Source organism: Parenemella sanctibonifatiensis (genome assembly GCF_002250565.1).
Taxonomy (GTDB): domain Bacteria; phylum Actinomycetota; class Actinomycetes; order Propionibacteriales; family Propionibacteriaceae; genus Parenemella; species Parenemella sanctibonifatiensis.
Genome location: NZ_NMVJ01000001.1, coordinates 866,988 through 889,542, shown reverse-complemented (window position 1 = coordinate 889,542; position 22,555 = coordinate 866,988). Strand labels below are relative to the sequence as shown.

12 protein-coding genes are annotated in these 22,555 nt (G+C 69.3%); 7 read left to right on the top strand and 5 right to left on the bottom strand.

Annotation, left to right across the window (positions count from 1 at the left end):
* Complete coding sequence (locus CGZ91_RS04160; protein ID WP_094452749.1) at nucleotides 1-2,163, top strand: hypothetical protein; 2,163 nt, start codon at nucleotides 1-3, stop codon at nucleotides 2,161-2,163.
* Here CGZ91_RS04160 and CGZ91_RS04155 read toward each other — a convergent pair.
* Nucleotides 2,156-2,425, bottom strand: a complete 270-nt coding sequence (locus CGZ91_RS04155) for a hypothetical protein (protein ID WP_094452747.1) — start codon at nucleotides 2,423-2,425, stop codon at nucleotides 2,156-2,158. The two genes, CGZ91_RS04160 and CGZ91_RS04155, sit on opposite strands and share 8 nt — an antisense overlap.
* Nucleotides 2,426-2,485: 60 nt before the next feature.
* Between CGZ91_RS04155 and CGZ91_RS04150 the strand changes: the two genes are divergently transcribed.
* From CGZ91_RS04150 to CGZ91_RS04140, 3 genes are all read left to right on the top strand, one after another.
* Nucleotides 2,486-3,487: a Gfo/Idh/MocA family protein gene (locus tag CGZ91_RS04150; protein ID WP_094452745.1), complete on the top strand. Its 1,002-nt coding sequence runs from the start codon at nucleotides 2,486-2,488 to the stop codon at nucleotides 3,485-3,487.
* On the top strand, nucleotides 3,484-5,613 hold the full coding sequence (locus CGZ91_RS04145; protein ID WP_094452743.1) for a hypothetical protein: 2,130 nt from the start codon (nucleotides 3,484-3,486) through the stop codon (nucleotides 5,611-5,613). Before CGZ91_RS04150 ends, CGZ91_RS04145 begins: the two co-directional genes overlap by 4 nt.
* A 190-nt stretch (nucleotides 5,614-5,803) precedes the next feature.
* Nucleotides 5,804-10,948, top strand: a complete 5,145-nt coding sequence (locus tag CGZ91_RS04140; protein ID WP_094452741.1) for a S8 family serine peptidase — start codon at nucleotides 5,804-5,806, stop codon at nucleotides 10,946-10,948.
* A 240-nt stretch (nucleotides 10,949-11,188) separates the two neighbouring features.
* Here the strand turns inward: CGZ91_RS04140 and CGZ91_RS04135 are convergent, their stop codons facing one another.
* Complete coding sequence (locus CGZ91_RS04135) at nucleotides 11,189-11,665, bottom strand: DUF1707 SHOCT-like domain-containing protein (RefSeq protein WP_179229201.1); 477 nt, start codon at nucleotides 11,663-11,665, stop codon at nucleotides 11,189-11,191.
* A gap of 560 nt (nucleotides 11,666-12,225) precedes the next feature.
* Between CGZ91_RS04135 and CGZ91_RS04130 the strand changes: the two genes are divergently transcribed.
* From CGZ91_RS04130 to CGZ91_RS04120, 3 genes are all read left to right on the top strand, one after another.
* Entirely contained in the window at nucleotides 12,226-13,500 is a 1,275-nt protein-coding gene (locus CGZ91_RS04130; RefSeq protein WP_094452737.1) for an aspartate kinase, read from the top strand.
* 425 nt (nucleotides 13,501-13,925) lie between these two features.
* A complete protein-coding gene (locus CGZ91_RS04125) occupies nucleotides 13,926-14,429 on the top strand; it encodes a flavin reductase family protein (protein ID WP_179229200.1) in 504 nt (167 codons plus the stop codon).
* Nucleotides 14,430-14,573: 144 nt separating this feature from the next.
* Nucleotides 14,574-15,140, top strand: a complete 567-nt coding sequence (locus CGZ91_RS04120) for an OsmC family protein (protein WP_229116413.1) — start codon at nucleotides 14,574-14,576, stop codon at nucleotides 15,138-15,140.
* Nucleotides 15,141-15,219: 79 nt separating this feature from the next.
* Here CGZ91_RS04120 and CGZ91_RS14215 read toward each other — a convergent pair whose 3' ends face one another.
* The 3 genes from CGZ91_RS14215 to CGZ91_RS04105 all read right to left on the bottom strand — a co-directional run bounded on the left by CGZ91_RS14215 (nucleotide 15,220) and on the right by CGZ91_RS04105 (nucleotide 22,481).
* Entirely contained in the window at nucleotides 15,220-20,487 is a 5,268-nt protein-coding gene (locus tag CGZ91_RS14215) for a metallophosphoesterase (protein WP_094452733.1), read from the bottom strand.
* A gap of 137 nt (nucleotides 20,488-20,624) precedes the next feature.
* On the bottom strand, nucleotides 20,625-21,392 hold the full coding sequence (locus CGZ91_RS04110; RefSeq protein WP_094452731.1) for an alpha/beta hydrolase: 768 nt from the start codon (nucleotides 21,390-21,392) through the stop codon (nucleotides 20,625-20,627).
* Between the two features lie 87 nt (nucleotides 21,393-21,479).
* Complete coding sequence (locus CGZ91_RS04105; RefSeq protein WP_094452729.1) at nucleotides 21,480-22,481, bottom strand: LacI family DNA-binding transcriptional regulator; 1,002 nt, start codon at nucleotides 22,479-22,481, stop codon at nucleotides 21,480-21,482.
* Nucleotides 22,482-22,555 lie beyond the last annotated feature (74 nt).

The window sequence follows — 22,555 nt, the reverse complement described above, 5'->3', positions numbered from 1 at the left end:
ATGACCGAGCCTGATGCGGCGGCGTACGAGAATCTGACGCCGCTGGGGAGGTCGGTGGCCGACCGGTTGGCGGGCTGGCTGGAATCGATGGAGAGTTACGTGACCATCGATCCGGCCGATGCCAGCCGCTGTTGGTATGGCTCCGGCTATCCCGGCTGGGGCATCCAGAGTCAGTTCGCCTACCTCAGTGCCGCCGCGACGCTCGGTCGCTATGGCGCCACGCCCGAGGTCCGCGATCATGCCCGGGAGCGGGCGTTGACGGTGCTTCGGTATGCCCTCAACAGCCACCGCACCGGCGCGCAGGTCACGGCCGACGGCCGGCGCTGGCCGAGCACCTGGATCAGCAACCTGGGTCCGGAACGGGCAGGATTCGCGATCGCGTTGCTGGCCGACGACCTCAGCCAGGCCGACCACGACCGGCTCCGAGAGGTACGCGTGGCGGAGGCGACCTGGCTCCTGGAGGAGCATGTACGCGGGCCGCTGGCCGGCATCCAGGCCGGCAAGTGGGGCGACTCCGGCAAGAACTGGCCGGAGTCGAACATTTGGAACGGTGCGCACCTGTGGCGCACCGCCAGTGCCTACCCCGACGAGCCGCGGGCCGAGGAATTTCGCAGCCGAGCCGTCGAGTTCCTGCTCAACGGCGTCAGCGTCGAGGCGGACGCCGCCAGCCAGGCGGTCGTTGACGGCGTACGGGTGGCTGACGTCCATCGCGGCGCCAACTTCTTTGACAGCTACTCACTCGACCACCACAGCTATCTCAATGCCGGCTACATGGTGATCTGCGCGAGCAATGTCGCGATGGCGCACTTCGACTTCGCGGAGCAGGGGTGGGCGGCTCCGGAGTCGCTGGGCTGGCACCAAGCCGAGCTGTGGCAGGCGATCAAGCCGATGATCGCCCCCGACGGTCGGCTGGTGCGGATCGGTGGCGACTCCCGGGTGCGGTACGCGTACTGTCAGGAATACCTGCTGCACAGCCTCGTGTACGCCGACCGGGTCCACGGCGACGTCGAGGCGCCGGCGCTGGCCCAGGGGCTTATCGGGCTGGGAATGCGGGAGCAGGACCAGGGTGGCGACGGCAGTTTCTACGGTCGTCGACTGCGGGGCCTGGCCGAGCGGCAGCCCTACTACTACACCCGGCTGGAAGCTGACCGTGCCGTGTCCTGGGCCTGGTGGCTGCGACGGGCCGGCGCGACGGCTCTGAGCCAGACACCGACCAGCCAGACACCGACAAGCGGGGCCAGCTCCGATGAGTCGCAGCGTCCCTCGATCTGGGTCCGGTCCGGTGAGACGCTGTCCTGGCACGACCAGGAGCACGGTTTCGCGGTGGTACGCGGGCCGCGCCGGTTCGCGTCGGCGGCGTGGCATGCCGAATCCTTGAGCCAGACCCTGGTGGTGCCCACCGATCGTTCCGACCTGGCCGAGTGGTCGATGAACTTGGCGCCGGTGCTGCAGTGGGAGGGCGCCGGTGCGGCCAAGTCGACCACCGAGAGTGCCCGGACCAACCGGCGCCTGGCGGACTTCTCGGTGCAGACCATCGAGGGTGGCTTCGTCACGTCGGCGCGGGTTGCCGAGGGGCTCGACCTGCGGATCCAGGAGGGGTGGGGATCGGCGGCTGACCAGCCCGCCGCGATGACCACCATGGTCGTGGTGGCGCTGCCCGATGATGCCACGGTGGTAGGCCTGCAGCTGTGCCGAGCCGGGGATTACCACGTGCCGCTGTTGTCGGCGTACGGACTGAATCTGCAGATCCCCGACGACGTTCACACGCCGGATCGCACTGTGGTCGAAGTGCCCTGCAGTACCGGGGCGGGAGTGGTGATCGACGACGTGCTCGATGTCCGGGTCAGCGGGACGTTGGAGCGCGTGCAGGTCTCCACCGACCAGGATCCGGCGCTGCGCTCGATCGGGGTGGACCAGTTCCGCGCCGACCAACGCCGCGGCGCCTTCTTCGTCGCACCCGGGTCGGTCATCCTCGACACCGCCTGGGCAATCCGAGTGACCGCACCGGGTGAGCCGCCGCTGCAGTTCGAGCGGCACCGGACCGGCGACCACGGCCAAGAACTGCGCGTCCGGTCCGGTGGTGAGGACTACCTCGTCACCCTCGACACCAGCGGCGAGATGCCTCAGGTCGAGATCACCACGGACAGCGGCGCAATCAGCTGAGCGGGTGACGCATCGCGAACGCGTGCTGCGCCTCGAAGATCGGGTGCAGCGCGGGATAGAGCTCGGCCTGCAGGTCAGCCAGTTCGGCGTACACGGAGGCGGTCTGCGGATCGGGTTCGCTGGTGGTGCCCGGTGAGGACATGGCGACGGCGGCCTCGGCGGCGGTGGCATGGGTGCCGGCAGCAACGTGCGCCATCACGGCCGCGCCGAGAGCTGACACCTCCTCCTGGTTGACCTCGGTCAGGTGTTGTCGGGGTGTCACGGGCCAAGCCACGGGCGAGGGGTGGGGTCGAGAGGTCGTGGGGTCGTAAGGTCGTGGGGCATGAAGCAGATTCGTTGGGGAGTCGCCGCCACCGGCAACATTGCCCGTTCCGTGCTGGCCGATCGGGACCTGGTCCCCGATGCGACCTTCGTCGCGGTGGGATCGCGCAGCCAGGACCGTGCCCGCGCCTTCGCCGATGAGCACGGCATCCCGCGGGCGTACGGCTCCTATCGGGAACTGATCGAGGACGACGAGGTCGATGTCATCTACATCGCCACCCCGCATCCGCAGCATCACCAGCTCGCGTTGGCCGCGATCGAGGCCGGCAAGCATCTGCTTGTGGAGAAGGCGTTCACCGTGACCCTGGCGGGCGCCCGGGAGGTCGTCGAGGCGTCCCGGGCGACCGGGACCTTCTGCATGGAAGCGATGTGGACCCGGTTCCAGCCCGCCACCCGCAAGCTGCACGAGCTGGTCGATGAGGGGGCGCTGGGAGAGGTACGCGGGGCGCACGGCGACCTGACCACCCACTTCCCCTTTGATGCGAGTCATCGTCTCTTCGACCCGACGTTGGGCGGCGGCGCGCTGCTCGACCTGGGTGTCTATCCGATCTCCTGCGCCCACGACTTCCTGGGTCCGGTGACCGACGTGCGGGCCACCGGCCGGCTGGTCAGCACCGGCGTCGACGGGACCGCCGCGGTCCAGCTCAGCCACGCCAACGGCGCGGTGTCCTCGCTGTACTGCTCCGCCGAGGTGAGCGGCGCGGGCCGCTTCACGCTCCACGGCACCGAGGGCTGGGCCGAACTGGTGCCCCAGTTCCACCACAGCCAAGCGATCGTCCTGCACCGCGACGGCGAGGAGCAGGTCACCTTCGACTGTCCCCGGACCGGCCGCGGGTATGCCCACGAGCTCGCCGAGGTGACGTCCCGGGTGCTCGCCGGCCACACAGAGTCCGAGTTGATGCCGCTGGAGGACACCCTGGCCGTGATGGAAACCCTCACCGCGGCGCTGGGGCAACTCGGCGTCGAGTATGCCGAGGATGACTCTGTGCTGGAGACGGCATGAGCGACCGGCTGAGTGGCCCCCATCGGTTGAGTGTGCTCGGAGCCGAGGTGGCTGCCCGACTGGAACGCTGGCTGGGATCGGCGGATCGGTGGGTGCGCTCGGACGACGCGGGCCGCAGCTGGTACGGAGCGGGCTATCCCGGCTGGGGCATCCAGACGCTGTACCCCTATCTGGGTGCGGCCACGATGGTGGCCCAGCACGGCTCCACCCCAGAGGTACGCGCGTGGGCGCGGGACCGGGCTGAGTCGTCGCTGCGCTATGCCCTCGACTCCCACGTCAGCGGCGGTGGCGTGACCGCCGACGGCCGCCCCTGGGAGCCGACCTGGATCAGCAGCCTCGGGCCCGAACGCGCCGGCTTCGCGCTCGACCTGCTCGAGCCTGGCCTGCCCGCGACCGACGCCGCGGGGCTGCGACGGCTCCGGCTGGCCGAGGCGGACTGGCTCACCGACGACTACGTCCGCGGGCCGCACCGGGGCATCCACGGCGGCAAGTGGGGCAGCAGCGGCAAGAACGCACCCGAGTCCAACATCTGGAACGGCACCGCGCTGTGGCGGACCGCGATGGCGTACGCCGACGCCCCGCGCGCCGCCGACTACCGCCGACGCGCGGTGGAGTTTCTTCTCAACGGCATCTCGGTGTCGGCCGACGCCGACAGCGACGAGGTCGTCGACGGAATCCGAGTCGGCGACGTCCACCGCGGTGCGAACTTCTTCGACAGCCTGTCGCTGGACCACCACGCGTACATGAATGTTGGCTATCTGGTGATCTGCGCCAGCAACGCCGCGATGGCGCACATCGACTTCGTCGAGCGAGGCTGGGACACGCCGGAGGCACTGGCGTGGCGGCAGGACTGGCTGTGGCGCACGATCAAGCCGCTGATTGGCCCCGATGGTCGGCTGCTGCGCCCCGGTGGCGACTCGCGGGTGCGGTACGCGTACTGCCAGGAATACCTGCTGCCGACGCTGCTGTACGCCGACCGGGTGCTGGGCGACCCCGACGCGCGCGGGTTGACCGAGCAGGTGCTCCGGTTGGGGATGCGCGAGCAGGACGCAGGCGAGGACGGCAGTTTCTACGGCGGCCGGCTTGCGCACCTGGCCCGGCGGCAGCCCTACTACTACCAGCGCATGGAGACGGACCGGGCGCTGACGTGGGCCTGGTGGCTGCGCTGGGCAGGGTCAGTGGAGCAGGCGGCGGCGGGGTCGACCCGGACGGGGTCGACAGGGCAGGTCGGGATGCGGCCGGCCGCGGACCCACTGCCCGGATCGGTCGCCGAATGGCACGACCAGGAGCACGGTTTCGCGTACACCCGTGGCCCTGGTCGCGTCGCGTCGGTGTGCTGGCGTGCCCACTCGCTCAGCCAGACCCTGGTGCTGCCGACCGATCGTCCGGACCTGGCGGAGTGGTCGATGAACCTCGCGCCGGTCCTGCACTGGGAGGGCGCCAAGCCCGCGGCCGTGCCGACCGAGAGCGCCCGTGAACATCGGCGGCTCGGCGACTACCGGCTGGCGACGTTCCCGGGCGGGTTCGCCTCGGTCGGTGTGGTCGGGGAGGGCCACGACCTCTTCGTGGTCGAGGGTTGGCACTCACCGGAGGGGACCCCAGCGGCGACCACGACGATGGCGGTGGTCGCACTGCCCGACGACGCCACCGTCGTGGGCCTGCAACTGTGCCGAGCCGGGACCTACCACGCGCCGTTGCTGGAGGCGTACGCCCTCAACCTGCTCCTCCCGAACGACGTGTATACGCCTCGGGAGCGCAGCCTGGTTGAGGTCCCGTGCGCCAATGGCGCCGGCCTGCGGATCGACGACGCGCTCGAGGTCCGGGTCAGCGGCAACCTCGCCGTCCGCCACCCCGAGCCCGGGGCGGGGTTGCGCTCGATCACGGTGGACCAGGTCGTCGCCGACGAGCGACACGACGCGTACGCCGTCCGCCCCGGCCGGACGATCCTTGACACCGCCTGGGCGATCCGGGTCGGGGCGACGGAGCCGGAGGCCTTCACCCTCGATCGGCGACACCTCGACGACGGTCGGCAGGAACTCCGGATCCGCACACCCGACGGCGAACACGTCGTCACGGTCGATCCGGCCGCCTTGACCGTCCTCGTGGGTGGCGAGCCGGTGCTGTGAGGCCCGCCGTCGGGCCCGGGGGCAGCGACCGATCAGGTCACAACTTGGTCACGGTCGGCTGACCTGAGGAACCCGCGCACCCGTTCAGCGATAACTTCCAGCCAAGTCCAGCCCCGCCACCGGGGCGCGCTTCCCCGCGGACCCCACCCTCGCTTGCCGCGCCTGCGGGCGCACCCCCCGGGAGTAGCGCATGTCCAAGTCGCGTCCTCGCGCGTTGCTGATTCTGGCCCTCGTGGCTGCCCTGCTGATGCCGATGCGTGGCTTCGCCGCGCCGCCGGCCAGTCCGCCCGCCGACGGCGCCGCACCCGCGGCCGATGCGCCGTTGGTGAAGGTGATGGTGCTGCTGGAGCAGCAGCCCACCGGGCTGGGCGATGAGCGCGCCAACCTGTCCCGGTTGGACGGCCAGCTCGGCGAGTGGCAGGCCCGTCACGGCCTGCAGGTGGAGCGCAAGTTTGGACTGCTGCTCAACGGTTTCTCGGCATGGGTGCCGCAGAGCGAGATCCGCAATCTGGCCGCGCAGCCCGGCATCGCCTCGGTGAAGCCGGTCGGCCGCTACGAGCAGAACGTCCTCATCGGTGAGGAGACTCAGGTCCCGGCCGCCCGCGAGCACCACGATGTCGACGGCCGCGGCATGGTGATCTCGATCATCGACTCCGGCATCGACCTCGAGCATCCCGACATGCGCATCGACGACGACGCGCTGGCCTCCAACAAGCTCGACCCGGAGGAGGGGTGGACCGAGAAGGTGCCCTACGGCTGGAACTTCGCCGACCAGAACAGGGTCGTCAAGGACGCCAGTATCGACGAACACGGCCAGCACGTGGCCGGCATCGCCGCCGCCAACGGGGAAGGCGAGTTTGCCGTCACCGGCGTTGCCCCGAACGCCCAGCTGCTGGCCATGAAGGTCTTCTCCAATGATCCGGCCCGTCCCGGTGCCTACCAAGACGACGTCATCGCCGCCATCGAAGAATCCGTACGCCGCGGCGCCGACGTCATCAACCTCTCGCTCGGCTCGCCCGGCGGCACCGACATTGATGTGCAGGGCGAGGCCCGGGCCATCCGGAACGCCCAGGCCGCCGGCACCCAGGTGGTCGTCGCGGCCGGCAACGAGGGCTTGTTCTCCGACCCGCTCGGCGAGACCACCAACATGCTGGGCCAGCTCGACAACGCCACCGTCGGTTCCCCGGCGACCTCGCCCGATGCGTGGGCGGTTGCCTCGGTCGACGGCGACACCATGGTGGTCATCACCGCCGAGGCGACGTGGCAGGGTGGCAGCACCGACGTGGCGTACGACCAGCAGGCCGGTGAGTTCGACGCGAACCCGCATGAACTGGTCTACGCGGGGCTCGGCGAGCCCGGTGACTACTCGGGCCTGGACGTCGCCGGCAAGTGGGTGCTGGTCGCCCGCGGCGGCATCGCCTTCAGCGACAAGGTCGGGAACGCCGTCAACGCCGGCGCGACCGGTGTCGTGATCCACAACAACACCGGCGGCAGCGAGATCGCCGGCATGGCCGGTCTCGAGAACGCCACCGTCCCGGTGATCGGCATGGGCCAGGACGACGGTGAAGAACTGGCCGCCCTGCTCGAGGACGGCACCGCCGTCACCCTGCGGTTGACCGAGGACCGGGCCACCCAGCCCGGCCCCAATGCCGGCAACCCGTCGTCCTTCACGTCCTGGGGTTCCACCCCGGACCTGCAGTTCCACCCCGCCATCGCCGGCATCGGCGGCAACGTCTACTCCACCCAGAATGACGGTGGCTACGGCGTGAAGTCAGGCACCTCGATGGCCGCCCCGCACGTGGCCGGCGTCTCGGCGCTGCTGCAGCAGGCGTACGCCGAGCGCTACCCCGAGCTGTCGGCATCCGAGCGCAACACCCGCGCCCGGATCGCGGCCACCAACACTGCGCTGGTGCCCGATCAGGACGCGCTGCAGGCGCCGCGCCAGATCGGTGCCGGCCTGGTGCAGGTCGACGACGCGCTGGCGAGTGAGATCTTCGCGACCGTCGACGGATCGCCGACCATCGCGCTGCAGGAGATCACCGGCCCCCGCACCGTCACCGTCGAGCTGACCAACGCCGGCGACGCCGATGCCACCTTCAGCACCGGCCAGACCTGCGTGCTCGCCGAGCAACAGCCCGGCGACGCTCCCAGCTCGGTGACCTGCGCCACCGGTGAGTCGGCCACGGCGGACGACGCCACGGTGACCGTGCCGGCCGGTGGCACCGCGACGGTGTCGTGGACCATCACCCCGAACTCCGCCGCCGCGGACCACTGGCTCCAGGGCTGGCTGCAGCTGACGTCCGAGGACGCGGACCAGCCCAGCCTGGCGCTGCCCTACCTCGGCTTCGTCGGGGACTGGAACGCCGAGCCGATCATTGACCTGCCGGTGTACGCCGAGGGCGACTCGCTGCTGGACCAGTTCTTCGGCGCAGGGCAGGGCAACGTGACCCAGTTGTGGAGCTCCTACCAGGGCATGCCGGTGCCGCGAGGCGAGGGCGAGAATGCCATCTCGCCCAACGGCGACGGTCTGGCCGACACGGTCCACCCCGGCTTCGTGCTGCTCCGCTCGGCCTCCGACATCAACTACCAGATCGTTGCCGCTGACGGCACCGTGCTGCGCGACCTCGGCTTCGAGCAGGAATACCAGCGGCTCCCGCTGAGCCGCATCGACCCGGCCGGCAATGCCGTCAACGAGTCCACGGCGTACGCCTGGAACGGCACCGTGTGGGACCCGAAGGTCGGTGCCTTCGTGCCGGTCGCCGATGGTGACTACACCTACCGCGTCCGGGCCCGGTTGGCGCAGGACCGGCCCTGGCAGGCGTACGACATGCCCGTCACCCTGGACCGGGTCGCGCCGACCCTGGACTACACCGCCGAGGTGTCCGGCGACGGGACCCTGACGTACACCGTCACCGCGTCGGACGACCGCTCCGGCCTGACGCCCGGCTCGCTCGAGGTCGACGGACTGGGGGACAGCGACACCATCGAGGTGACCGGTGAGAACAGCTGGACCGTGACGGTTGCCGATCCCGGTGCGGTCGAGGTGCTGACCTTCCAGCTGACCGACATCGCCGGCAACCGCGTCACCAGCCACGATCTGGCCGGGGACAGCGGCGCCGACTTCGTCCACCCCGACCTCTATCTGGAGCCGGCCAACTTCGACTCGGCCAACCCCTACACCGGGACCCCGTTGATCGACGAGGACCTGACCCACGTGGTCCAGGGCTACGCCACCAGCGACACCTCTCGCGTCACCGTCAACGGTGTCGAGGCCGAACTCAACGCCGACGGCACCTTCGAGACGCGGGTCTCGGTCACCCCGGGTGCCAACCTGATCCGGGTGGTGGCGTACAACGCGACCGGCGTCGAACTCAGCACCGCTGAGCAGACGCTGGTCGTCGACATCGAGCCGCCGGCCATCGAGCTCAACGTCCCGCTCGACGAGGATGGCCGGGTGGTCCTCGACGACAACGGCGAGGTACGCGTCCAGGGTCGAGTCACCGACGACCAGGCCAGTCCGGGCGGGGAGCGCGAGCTCTACCTCTACGTCGGCGGCCTCGGCGTCAACTACGAGACCCCGATGAACGAGGACGGCAGCTTCGACGTCACCATCGCCCCCGATCCGGGCTTGGCGACGCTGATCGTGTACGCCTCCGACGGACTCAACAGTGCGCAGGAGACGCCGCTGCTGGCGCGGGAGACCGACGAGACCGGTCTGCAGGCGATCGTCTTCGACGACCCAACGCTGCAGGGCAACCTGCTGTCGATCCTCGGGCCGCTGGAGCCGTTCGGCAAGGTCGCGTACTTCCTCAACCCCGACGACCCCAACATCCGCAAGGACGGCGACCGGATCTTCTACACGATCTCGGGCACCTTCTATCGGGCGGTCGGCGAGTTCGAGGTGGCCGGTCAGACCGTCGAGGTCGGCCCGGACCGTCGGTTCAGCGTCGAGGTGGAGCTCAACCAGGGCATCACCAAGCTGAACTACCGGGTCGTCGACACCAACGGTGACGTGCTGGCCGATGCGGCCTGGCGTTTCCTCTACGACTCCAAGCTGCCCGGGCTCACGCTGAACTCGCCGCAGATCGCCGAGGACGGTGCGCTGTATGTGAGCGACGCGTCCACCACCGCCGAGTTCGCCGGTTCGGTGTGGGACAACGCCTTCGGCTACCAGCTCAACATCAACGGTTCGGCGATTGAGGAGATCGGCAACATCTGGGATCCGGGAGCCGAGGTGAACCGCCGCGACTTCAGCGCCGAGATCGACGTCACCGACGGGGACAAGGTGCTGCTGGGCCTGTACGACATGGCCGGCAACGGTCAGGAACAGGTGATCCCGGTCATCCACGACGACCGCGCGCCCGAACTGACGATCGAAGGGGTTGACTCGACCCGGACCGACGCCACTCAGGCGAAGGTGACGGCCACCGATGACCACCTGCGGGACTTGGCGGTCCGCATCGACGGCCAGGTTGTTGCTCAGCCGGCCACCCCGGTGGTGCCGGCCGAGGGCGCCTCCTTCGTGTCCGTCGGTGACCCGGCCGATCCGGATCCGGGCGCAACCGGTACGCCGTCGGCCGGCGCTGAGTCCGGCCAGGCCCAGCCTCGTCAGGCGGCCGCCGAGCCGGTGACCACGCTCAGCGTGGACGTCGACCTGACCGGTCTCCAGTCGGGCCGTCACATCATGGAGGTCTTCTCCACCGACCGAGCCGGAAACGTCACCAGAGAGGCCGTGGTCTTCGCGCTGGACCGGGCCCCGGTCATCGAGGGCCCCGACCAGGTCACGCTGAACCCGGACGGCGACCTCGAGGAGCAGCTGAATGCGGCGTACACGGTGGCCGACGACCTCGACAAGGCCCTCACCGTGCAGGCTGACCTGTCCGGCCTGCAGCTGGACCAGACCGTGCCGGTGACCCTGACCGCGGTGGACCGGGCCGGCAACCTGGTCGAACGTGAGGTGCAGGTGCTGCTGCAGCGTCCGATCACGACCCTGACCGGGCAGTGCGGTGACATGTCGGCGCGGTTCGCGGCCGGTGACAGCATCACCATCACCTGCCAGGAGCAGGCCGATGGCCGGATCCGGGTCGACGTCGCCAACACCGGCGCCCAGGTGCAGGGCACCCTGCGACTGCGGGTGCCGAGTGGCCGCGAGGTCTACTTCGTCTCCGACGGGCGTCTGGTCGGGCCGGTCGCGGTCGGCCACCAGGAAGGCATGATCGTGCTGGAGTCGCCCTCCAAGGCAACCCTGCTGATCGGTGCGCCGGCTGCGGACGACGATGACGAGGACGACGATGACGACCAGCCGCCGGTGAAGCTGCCTGACACCGGCCGCTGATTCGACAGCAGGACGGGCCCGGAGCTGATGCTCCGGGCCCGTTGCTGTTGGCCGTGCGTTTTTGGTTGTGGCGCGTGGATTGCCGGCCCGGGAACGACGCAGCAAGAGCGGGGCCCGTCGGCGGCGTATAACCTCAGCAGGCTGTAGTTGTGCGGGTCAAAACGCCGATTCGGGCTGCGAAAGCTCAGCAGGCTGTAGTTGTGCAGGTCGGCCCGGCGGCTCCAGGCGTACGCCCGTGGCTCACTTCTTGCGGTGCTTGTCCATCAGTGCCGGCAACAGGAAGATCGTCACGAAGATCAGCCACCACAGGCTGCCGCGGCTGATGATGATCAGCAGGATGGTGACCGGCCAGGCCAACATGTTGATGGTGTCGGCGTGCCGGGTGAACCACGCCCATGTTCCGTCTGATGAGCTCGTCCCGTCGGAGGAGTGCTTGCTGCCAGTGCTGCCGGGGCGTACGGCGACGCCATCGCCGCCGCGGGAGGCCGAGGCGCCCAGGTTGTAGGGGCTGCGGCCGCCGAGCAGGCCCGCCGGCAGCGGACCGGGCAGGTCGTCGAAGAGGGGGTGCAGGTCGTCGAGGGTCTTGGCCCGAAGCGCCTGGGTCATGCGTTCGTCGAACTCGGCGGTGTCGAGCCGCCCCTTGGCCATGTGGTCTTGGAGGGCCTGCACCGCCTGGTCGCGTTCCGCATCGCCGATGCGCTTGGGAGGACCTGCCATGCCTTCCATTATGCCCAGTCGGCCAACGATCCGCAGGCCCCGGGCATCCTCCGATCGGACGATGCGCGTACGCGCGTGGCGCTTGGGTGCTCGTGGGGCGACTTGGGTTCGGGTCGGGCAGTGGGGGCGGCGTACGCTCCGTAGTCCGGTTGGGTACCGCTCCGGTACGCCCGCCACACCCCGACACCGCCCCCACGACCCCACCTTTGAGGCTCGGTTGGGCTGACGCGGCCGGCGTACGGGCTGAGCGTGCAGAAACGATGGTCAGATTTCCTCGTTGGCACCTCAGCTGCAAAGCCCGAAGTTACCGTCGTTATCGCACGCACCCTGGCGTACGTGGCGCTGCCCTCCGCCGGCGCAGACCTGCACAACTACAGTCCACTGAGGTTCCGCAGCCAGAATCGGCGATTCGGCCTGCATTTCTACAATCCGCTGTAGTTGCGCCGCAGCTGCCCCGGCCCGACTTGAGGCCGCCCTCCTCGGTCATGGACGAGGCTGAGTCCCCCAGCGCCGCTCGCTACAGTGTGCGCGCAGGAAGTTCTCGACCCGGAGGTCCCGTAGTGACACGCGTTGTACAGAAGTTTGGTGGCTCCTCGGTGGCCGACGCCGAGAGCATCAAGCGCGTCGCCCGCCGGGTCGTCAACGCCAAGCAGAAGGGTGACGACGTGGTGGTCGTCATTTCTGCCATGGGCGACACCACCGATGAGCTGATGGATCTGGCCAACCAGGTCAGCCCGCAGCCGCCGCCCCGTGAGCTCGACATGTTGCTCACCGCGGGGGAGCGGATGAGCGCCGCGCTGTTGGCGATGGCGATCCACGACCTCGGCGCGACGGCTCGGTCCTTCACAGGTTCCCAGGCCGGCGTCATCACCACCGAGACCCACGGCAACGCCCGGATCATCGACATCACCCCGGGGCGTATCACCTCCGCCATCGAGGAGGGCGACATCGTCATCGTCGCCGGATTCCAGGGCGTCTCGCAGACCACCAAGGATGTCACGACGCTGGGGCGGGGTGCCTCCGACACCACCGCTGTAGCTCTGGCCGCCGCAGTCGGCGCCGACTACTGCGAGATCTATTCCGATGTCGACGGCATCTTCACCGCTGACCCGCGGATCGTGCCCGGTGCCCGCCGGATCCCCGAGATTTCCTACGAGGAGATGATGGAGATGGCGGCCAACGGCGCCAAGATCCTGCACCTGCGCTGCGTTGAGTACGCGCGCCGCGAGAACGTTCCCGTCCACGTCCGTTCGTCCTTCTCCGACAAGCCCGGCACCTGGGTCAAGGACCTCAACCAGATCGAAGGAAGCAGCATGGAAGAAGCCGCCCTCATCTCCGGCGTCGCGCATGACCGCAACGAGGCCAAGATCACCGTGGTCGCCGTACCGGACCAGCCCGGTGCAGCGGCCCGGATCTTCGAGTCCGTGTCGACCGCCGACATCAACGTCGACATGATCGTCCAGAACGTCTCCTCGGTGGCGACCGGCAGCACCGACATCTCCTTCACCGTCCCGACCACCGACGGTCGCAAGGGTGTCGAGTTGCTCAACCGAATCCGTGAGGAGGTCGGCTTCAAGGAGGTCCTCTACAACGACCAGATCGGCAAGGTCTCGGTCGTCGGCGTCGGGATGCGCTCCCACCCCGGTGTGACCGCCCGCTTCTTCACCGCGCTGGGTGAGGCTGGCATCAACATCGAGATGATCTCCACCTCCGAGATTCGGATCTCGGTCGTGGTCGATTCCGAGAAGGTCGACGACGCCGTTCGTGCTGCGCACACCGCATTCGGCCTGGACGCCGAGGGCGAGGCCGTCGTCTACGCCGGCACCGGCCGCTGAGACGTCCACTCTGACGGAAACCCCGCCCTGCTGGGCGGGGTTTTTGTGCGTACGCGGAGGGCGCGGGCGTACGCGGGCAGCCCTGGCCGCCGGGAGGTCTCCCTGGCGTGCCGGCTGGGATCAAAGACGCAGCAACAAGGGGGCGGGGTCGGCTGCGTAACTGCAGCGGGCTGTAGTTGTGCAGGTGTACGCCCCGATTTGGGCTGCGTAGGTGCAGCGGGCTGTAGTTGTGCAGGTGAAAGCGTCGGTTCGGGCTGCGTAGGTGCAGCGGGCTGTAGTTGTGCAGGTCCGTGCGGCGGGAGCGCCGGGCGTACGCCGGCAGCCGGGCCCGTCTCACCCACCGGGCATAACGATTTAATTGAGGCCTCCAACGTGGGATGATGATTGCCGTGGCATGCCGGCCACCGACACCCGGGAGAGATTGCATGTCCAACTCGATCGCCGCAGACCAGATCGATCAGGCCGCGCCTGCGCTCGACCTGCGTCCGGTGTTCCGTCAGGCTGCCAGCAGCGCCTGGGTCGTCACCGCAACCGGTGACGCCGGGCCGGTCGGCTTCACGGCCATCTCGGTCAACTCCGTGTCGATGGATCCGCCGATCGTCTCCTTCAACGTGTCCGGTGGCTCCAGTTCGCTGGCAACACTGGGGCGAACCCGCCGGGTCGCGATCCACCTGCTCGACCGTCAGCAGGAGCCGACTGCCCGCCGCTTCGCCGGTCCCCGACAGCAGCGATTCGTTGACGACGGCAGCTGGGGGTACGCCGCCGACGGGCTGCCCTGCCTGGCCGGCGTCAGCGCTCGGCTGACCGCTGACATCTCCGACCTGGTGCCTGCCGGGGACAGCTTCGTCGTGCTGGCCGAGGTCTCCGCCGCCCGTCATGCCCCCAACTCCGGTCCGCTGGTCCACCACGCCGGCAGCTACCGAGCCTGAAAAAGGAAGCCCGCGCATGAACACCTTCGTCGCGTATGCCAGTGGGCTAGCGCGTACGATCGGCAGGCCCGATGCAGGCTCAATGGTTCTGCGGTGGTCCGCGACACCGAGACCGACGCACCAGCTGTGAGAGGGGAAGCGGAGATGACTTCTGACCAGGTGGTGCCCGGCAACCGGGCCACCGTGACGACCTCGCCGACCCACGGCATCGGCGTCACCGAACTGCGGGCTCTGCAACGCCCGCTCAAGGATGGCTACCGCGATCACCCGGAGTCGGCGCAGGTGACCTCGGTCGCCGAGGCCAGGGGCGGGCGCGATTCGATCACCGCCACGGTCGAGAGCTGGGCCGTGCCGATCCGGGCCGGCTTCCACAAGGCCGTCGGCGGCGACGGGGTCGATGCCTGTTCCGGTGACATCCTGCTGCAGGGGCTGGCCAGCTGCGCCGGCGGGACCCTGGCTTCGGTGGCGACGCCGATGCGGATCGAGTTGCGAGCTGCCACGGTGCGCGCGACCGGCCACTGGGATGCCCGCGGCACGCTCGGGCTCGACAAGTCGGTCCCGGTGGGCTTCACGGCGATCGACCTCAGCTTCGACCTCGACACCGACGCCGACGATCAGAGCGTGGCTCGGCTGCTGGAGCTGACCGAGCGCTACTGCGTGGTCGCCCAGACGCTGCGGCAGCCGCCCGAGATCACCATCAGCCGGGCCTGACCGACGGACCCAGCCGGGGCAGCAGCCAGAAACGCACATCGCGGCCAGGAGGTTTCCCTCCCGGCCGCGAGTGCTGACCTCAGCTGTTGCGTCGGCGACTGATCCGGTACGCCGCCAGCGCGGCGGCCCCGAGCAGCAGGGCTGCTCCCGCCGCCGCCGCCGAACCGGTGTCCGGCAGGCCGGGCTTCGGACCATCCGGGCCGGGCTGACCCGGCTCCTCCGGTCCACCGGGCTGGCCCGGCCCCGGTTCACCCGGTTCGCCAGGCTGCCCCGGCTCCTCGGGCTGACCCGGCTCCTCCGGTCCACCGGGCTCACCGGGCTGACCCGGCTCCTCGGGCTGACCCGGCTCCTCGGGTTCGCCGGGCTCACCCGGTACGCCGGCCGGGGCGTTGAGCTCGCGGACCTCGGAGTACATCACGCCACCGTGCGGTCCGGTCGCCACCACATACCAGCCCTGCTCGCCCTGCGGCACCTCGGACCAGGTGATCGTCGCCGCCTGACCCGAGGGCGCCCCGGCCACCGAACCGATCTCGGTCGCCGTCAGGATCTCGGCGCTGAACGAGTCAGTCGCCAAGGTCTTGGCGGTGGGGGAGATGCCCGCCGCGGCGTACGGAATCTCGAACTCCTGCATCCCCGGAGGGTTGTTGAGCGAGGCGTCCGGGGAGTTGAACTGATCCAATGACGGCGAGTAGGTGCGGACCAGGATCCGCTGTCCCTCGTTGTCGAAGTGCAGCAGTCGCAGGAAGCCCTGACCACCCTCGGGCAGACCCTGGTAGTCGAACAGCATCGAGGTCACGGTGCGATCCGCCACGCCGTCACCGTTGTCGTCGATCTCGTCGAGGCGGGTGTACGCGTCGTGGTAGTGACCCGAACCGACCGCGAAGACGTTCGGATTCGGCTTCACGACCTCGTCGAAGACTCGCTGCGGGAACGGGCCCAGGCCACCGGTGGTGAGCATGTACTCGTGGAGGTTGATCCACACCTTCCGCTCCGGGTACTGCCGGATCACCGAGTTCATCCAGTCGATGTCCTCGCTGTTGAGCTCCTCGTAGGAGACGTTGTCCGGCCAGCCCATGTAGAGCACCAACAGGTCAACGCCGTTGGCCGAGATCAGGTCGTAGTGACCCCGGTTGTTCTTGTACGAACCGCCGTACCACGGGTTGCTGGCAAACCGGTCCTCACCGAAGTACTGGCCGTACTCGGTGTAGTTGGCGTCGCCGCCGTGGACGTCGTGGTTGCCGGCCAGCACGCCGTACGGGAAGCCCGCCTCGTCGAGCATGCGGTACGCCTGGTCGGCGTTGCGCCACTGGTGCGGCTGGTCGGCGCTGTCGACGATGTCACCGGTGTGCACCAGGTATTGCAGATTGAGGTTGTCGCGCTGCTCCAGGACGAACTCGTGGATTGCGGTCTGGTGACGGTAGAACTCGGTGTCGCTGCCGTCGGTGTCGAGACCCAGGTTGCGGTTGTAGTACTGGGTGTCGGACTCCCACGCGATCGTGAAGTCGTACTGGTTGCGCGGCGTCGCATCCGGGTTGAAGGGTGTGATCGCCGAGTCGCGCTGGCTGCGCGGCTCCGCAGCGAAGCCCTCCGAGTGCTGCACCAGGAAGGTCAGCTTGCCGTTGCTGGCGTGGCCATCCACCGGCACCATCGCCTCAAAGGCGATCTCGGTCGCGGCCGCCGCACGCTGGGTCGCCGCCGGGGTGGCGGTGGTCAGCTGCTGATCGACCTTCTCCCACGAACCGTCGGCATTGCGGACGTAGAGGATCACCTTGGCGCCGGGGTTGGCGCTGCCGCTCCAATGGACCCGGGCCTGCGATCCGGCTCCCGCATCAGCCGGCACCGCGATGGTGAACAGCTGGTAGGGCAGCGCGGTGTCGCTGGTGGTCTCCACTGCCACACCGTCGGTGCCGACCAGGGTGGCCAGCTCCTCGGTGCTCAGCGCGGTGGCGTCGCTGCGCTCGCCGGGACGGGCGTCGCTGGTGCTGCCGGCGCCGACGCTGACCTCGGGGTCGGTGGCGGCGTACCGGTAGCCACGCCGGAAGCTCAGGTCCAACTCGTCACCCTCGGGCGAGGTGCCGGTGGCGATCAGATCGACCTCATTGCCGTCGATGGTGGCGCCGTCATCGGGGCTGTTGAGCTCGATGCCGGGCTGCTCGTCGGCGGTCCGGAAGGTGATCTCCCGGGTGGTGGTGTTGCCGACCTTGTCGGTGGCGGTCAATGCCAGGACGTGCTCGCCCGGAGCCAAGGCCAGTGAGCTGGTCGCCAGCGGCAGCGGGATCGGATTGCCGTCCAGGGTGGCGGTCAGGTTGGCCACCCCAGCGCCCTGGTCGGTTGCGGTCGCGGTGATCTCGAACTCGCCGCGGTAGAGCTCGCCGTCGACCATCGGGCTCTCGATGGCCGGGGCGGTGTTGTCGACCTGGACCGTACGCGTGGCGCTGGCGTCGCCGCCGCTGGCCTCGATGACGTGGGGACCGTCCGCAACGGCGGTGGTGTCCCAGGTGGTCGCGACCGAGGTGAAGGCGTCCTCGGGGATGGTGAAGGTCGCCAGGAAGGAAACCAGGCCGGCGTCGGAGAAGCCGATCCGGGCGTCAGCAGCCGGGCAGTCGATCGGCGCCGGGTCGGTCTCGCGGCCGTCGGCCTCCTTGGTGGTCGCGCAGCTGTCGGGCCGTAGGCTGCGACCGTCGGGGAGCGCCAGGCGGGGGTTGATGGCGACGAAGTCGTCGTTGTTCTCATTGACGTCGGCGTTCGGCCACGCCTTGGTGCCGGCGACGATGGTGACGGTCACCTGCTCGCCCGGGCGCACCTGGGTGGCCGGGATTGTCGCATCGACGGTGACGACACGGGAGTAGAAGCCCTCGTCGAAGATGGTCAGGACCTCATCGCCGAGCTTGACGCCGTTGCGGAAGAAGGCGTCGGTGCTGGTCGCCTCGAAGGCGAACACCGGGCCGGTCTCCAAGGACGGTGCGGCATCGGCGATCGGGGCGCCGTCGATGCTGAGGGAGACCGGATTGCCCTCTTCGCTGGTGGCGACCACGCGGGTCTCACCGCTGACGTACTGGCCTTCGGTCAGATTGATCCGGACTGCGGCGGGTTCGCCCTCGACCAGCGCGACCCGGACCGGACCGAACGTGGTCTGCTGGGCGCCGTCGCTGGCGATTACCTCGTAGTCGATCCAGCGCTTGCCGAAGAGGTCGGCTGCCGGGATGGCGTACGTGTAGCGGTCACCGGACTCGGGCACCAGGTTCGTCTCCTGGGTGGCGCCGAGGTTGTCGGTGATCCGCAGCGTGACGGTGCGCACCAGCAGGTCGTCGGCGATGTCGAAGCCGAGGTCGAGGTTCTCGGTGTCGGGTACGTCGTCGCTGCCGGTGAGATCGGTGACGACCGGGGCGGTGCCGGCCGCGGGCGCCGGGACGTACGCCGGGGGCACCTGGTCGCCGGAAACCGAGCCGGGGGTCGGGGCCGAGAGCCCGATCATGGTCTGAGTGGTGCCGGTCGGATCCTGCGGCGCCCACAGCGGGTCGCTGGTGCTGGGGTTCCAGCCGTACTGGATGGCGGTGCTCGGGGTGGTCTGGTCGTCGGCGAAGTAGTAGCTGCGGCTGATGTCGTGGCCGGTGTTGGTGGTGACCTGAATGCCTCGGGAGCCGCCGTTGGCCATGCCACCGGTGAACATTTCGACAATGTCGACGCCCAGCTCGAGGTCGGTGCCGAACTGCTCGTTGAAGTCGGCCACGGTCAGGCCGGCGTTGACACCGGCCGGGTTCTTCACCCACAGCACCAGGGTGCCGCCGGCGGGGATGACGACATCGGACGGCACGGCGGGCCACTGGGTGGAGCTGTTGGTGACCGGGCCGGACTGGTCGTTGTTGGTGTAGAGGTAGTTCAGCGTGTAGTCGCCGAAGTTGATCGGGGCATCGGAGGCGTTGTAGACCTCGACGAACTCGTAGCCGTCGGAGCCGCCGACGTTGACGGTGTCGGGGGCGACCTCGGTCACCTGCAGCACCGGAGCGTCGAGCTCGGGGTCGGTCTCGCGCTCGAGGGCGCTGGTGACCTGGGCCAGCGTCACCGTGCCGGGGCTGATGGCCACGGCCGGGCCGGCGTCGACCAGCACCGCGTCGACGCTGCCGATCCGGGCGGGCACCGCGAACTGGGCGTTCCAGTTGCCGGCCGGGTCGGTGTCGGCCGGGGCCCAGGCGCGGTTGAGGGTCTCGCCGTCGCGGACCAGGCTGAAGCCACGGTCACCGCCATTGGCGATGCCGGGCTGCGGGCCGAAGCGATAGACGGGGACCTCGGCAGCGGCGCCGACGCCGGCGCGGAACTGGTCCTTGGTCATGGCGGCCTGGGTGGAGTCGGCGCCGTAGTTGAGCCAGAACAGCGCCGAGGCGCCGGCGGGGATCACGACCGGGGTGTCGTCCTCGCCGGCCAGGTGCAGGAAGGGCTGCGGCGTACCGGCGTTCCACTGGGAGGTGTGGTAGCGCAGCTCGATGCCTTCGGCGGTCAGGTCGATCGGCTCGGTGGTCGTGTTGGTGACCTCGACGTACTCATAGACGTCGGCGCCGGGATTGTCGCCGTAGATCTCGGTGATGGCGAGCGGGAAGTACGCCCCGGCGTTGCCGTCGGCACCGGGGCCGGGCGCGGTCGGGTCGGTGGGATCAGTGGGGTCCGTCGGCTCGGGCCGGACCAGCTGGTCGGCGGCGACGCTGCCGGGGGTCGCAGTGCCGGGGACGTGGTTGATCAGCACGGCACCCTCGGCCGGCACGGTCCAGTGGTCGGAGTTGCCGCGGTTGGTGGCGGGGCGGTTGTAATGGGACTCGGAGACCGTGGTCGAACGGTCGGCCTCGAAGAGCGTGAAGCTGCGCTCGCCGGAGTTGGCGAAGCCGGCCTGTCCGATCGAGTGGTAGAGCGGATAGGTGGAGTCCGCGTTGCCATAGTGGGCGCGGAAATCAGCCTCCGACAGCTCCCACTGCGTCACGGCCGCGTCGCCGGTGCCGACGGCGTACCGCTGCCAGAACACCGCGGACCCGTTGGCGGGAATGATGACCTCATCCAGCGGGGTCTCGGTGCCGGGCTCGACCACGCTCAGCCAGCCACTGTTGTGGTAGCGCAGCGCGTAGTCGGCGAAGTTGATCGGCGCGTCGGTGGTGTTGGTGACCTCGTAGAACTCGAACCAGTCCTGGTGGCTCGGCGTTCCGGCGTTGTCCTGCATCACCTCGGTGATCACCAGGGGCGGCAGTGGTTCAGGGGCAGCGGCAGCCGGCTGGGCGGCTCCGATGATGCCGCTCATGCACAGGGCGGCAGCGACGACGGCCGCGACTGTGCCGCGGACGGAGGAAAGGGTGCGAGTCTTCACGGGGCTGATCCAAGTGCAGCGCGATGAATGACAGGTCCGCGATGGGTGGATTCTGGGTGAACGTTGGGGGCTCCCCGCGGTCGTGAAGTGGCCACGAGCCGCGGGTGAAAGGATCTTCGACGGCTGGGCGCCCCACCTCAGCGGCGGATCGGGAGCCAGGCCAGCACGTCGCGGATGCCTTCGTCCCAGAAGTCCCAACTGTGCGCGCCCGGGCGGAACCGCGCCTGCAGCGGTACGCCGGCCTCCTCAGCGGCCGCGACGAAGGTGTGGTTGTGGTCCACCAGGAAGTCTTCGGTGCCGCAGTCCAGCCACAGCGCCGGCGTGCTGGCCGGATCGGCTCGGCGCACCAGATCGACCAGGTCATCCGGTGTCCCGGCCAGGTCTGTGTCACCCCAGATGCGTTCGGCGAGGTGACCGTTGGATCCGTCGAAGGATCGTTGGGTGAGGTCCAGTGCGCCGGACAAGCTGGCGGCGGCCGCGATCCGGTCGGGGTGGTTGAGGGCCAGCTTGAAGGCACCGAAGCCACCCATCGACAGGCCCGCCACGAAGGTGTCCTCGCGTGCGGTGGAGATCCGGAAGGTCCGTGCCAGCAGGGCCGGCAGCTCCTTGCTGAGGAAGGTCCAGTACGCCTCGCCGACGGCCTCGTCGGCGTAGAATGAGCGGCGCACCTCCGGCATCACCACGGCGATGCCGGTGTCGGAGGCGTACCGCTCGATCGAGGTGCGGCGCTCCCAACCGGTGCAGTCATCGCTGAGGCCATGCAGCAGATAGAGCACCGGCACCCCACCCTCGGGCGGGCCCGCCGCGGCCATGCCGATGCCGGCCGTCTCCTGTGGCATCAGGACCACCATCGAGGTGCCCATGCCGAGGGACTCGGCGAAGAAGTCGGCACGCATGCGGATCATCGAAACTCCCAAGGATTGGTCTGGCCCCCAGCTTGGCATGACGCCATTGCTCCCGCGTGCGGTGACTCGGCTCTGGGAGCGCTGACCTCAGCGGCGGCGGGTCGAGGCGCGTGGCACCAGCACCGGGTCGAGACTGACCCGGGCCTGATCATGGGTGAGCCCGTCCGCCCGCGCGGTCAGCAGCCGACCCGCCCAGGAACCCAGCTGGTCGATCGGCTGACCGATCACCGACACTGCCGGGGTCACCAGCGCTGTCCAGGGGTCGTCGTCAATGCCGATCAGGGCGACGTCGTCCGGCATCCGGCGTGTGGAGCGCTGCAGCGCGGCGAAGGCCCCGGCCGTCAGCCAACTGTTGGTGGCGAACACCGCATCGATGTCAGGGTGGTCCAGCACCATCGCGGCGGCGACCCGATGGGCGTGACGGCTGCGCTCCCGCAGCCGCACCGTCGGCCCCAGGTCGATGCCCGCCGCGGCCAAGGTCGCCAGAAAGCCTTCCTCGCGTTCCACCGTGGTGTTGACGTTGTCGGGACCGGTCATCAGGGCTGGCCGGGACACCCCTTGGGCCAGCAGGTGTTGGGCTGCGAGCTCCCCGGCACGGTGATTGTTCACCCCGACGTTGTCGCCGCTGAAGCCGGTCACCTCCCGATCCACGGTGACGACCGGGATCCCGGCCTGGCTGAGCGGATCCAGGTCGGAGTTGACCGATGCTGCCGCGATGAGCACGCCGGAGACCCGGTGGTCGATCGCGGTGGCGATGTGGGTCCGCTCCCGCTCCGGACTGTCGCGCGAGTTGCCGATCAGCACCGAGCACCCGGCGGCGTCGGCGGCCTGGTCGAAGGAGTCCAGCAGCCGCATGAAGAACGGTGTCTCGACGTCGGGGACGATCGCCATCCAGAGCTTGGTCCGGGGCCGGGCCGAGGCTGCGGGCGTACGCGGGTAGCCCACCTCGTCTGCGGCGGCGTTGACACGCGCCACGAGTTCGGGGGACACGTTGGGGTGGCGGTTGAGGACCCGGGACACCGTTGCCGGGGACACTCCGGCCGCATGCGCCACGCTCGCCACCGTCGCCCGGTTGGTTGCCCGTGTCATCGCTTACCCCAGTCCTGATCGCCGGTCACACCGCTGTGCCGTGACCTCAGTTGCACGTTACCGGCTCATACCGA

What these genes read in the sequence shown, in the direction of transcription:
- CGZ91_RS04160 (WP_094452749.1), top strand. Translation starts at nt 1, where the DNA reads ATGACCGAGCCTGATGCGGCGGCGTACGAGAATCTGACGCCGCTGGGG.
- CGZ91_RS04150 (WP_094452745.1), top strand. Translation starts at nt 2,486, where the DNA reads ATGAAGCAGATTCGTTGGGGAGTCGCCGCCACCGGCAACATTGCCCGT.
- CGZ91_RS04145 (WP_094452743.1), top strand. Translation starts at nt 3,484, where the DNA reads ATGAGCGACCGGCTGAGTGGCCCCCATCGGTTGAGTGTGCTCGGAGCC.
- CGZ91_RS04140 (WP_094452741.1), top strand. Translation starts at nt 5,804, where the DNA reads ATGTCCAAGTCGCGTCCTCGCGCGTTGCTGATTCTGGCCCTCGTGGCT.
- CGZ91_RS04135 (WP_179229201.1), bottom strand. Translation starts at nt 11,665, where the DNA reads ATGGCAGGTCCTCCCAAGCGCATCGGCGATGCGGAACGCGACCAGGCG.
- CGZ91_RS04125 (WP_179229200.1), top strand. Translation starts at nt 13,926, where the DNA reads ATGTCCAACTCGATCGCCGCAGACCAGATCGATCAGGCCGCGCCTGCG.
- CGZ91_RS04120 (WP_229116413.1), top strand. Translation starts at nt 14,574, where the DNA reads ATGACTTCTGACCAGGTGGTGCCCGGCAACCGGGCCACCGTGACGACC.
- CGZ91_RS04110 (WP_094452731.1), bottom strand. Translation starts at nt 21,392, where the DNA reads ATGATCCGCATGCGTGCCGACTTCTTCGCCGAGTCCCTCGGCATGGGC.
- CGZ91_RS04105 (WP_094452729.1), bottom strand. Translation starts at nt 22,481, where the DNA reads ATGACACGGGCAACCAACCGGGCGACGGTGGCGAGCGTGGCGCATGCG.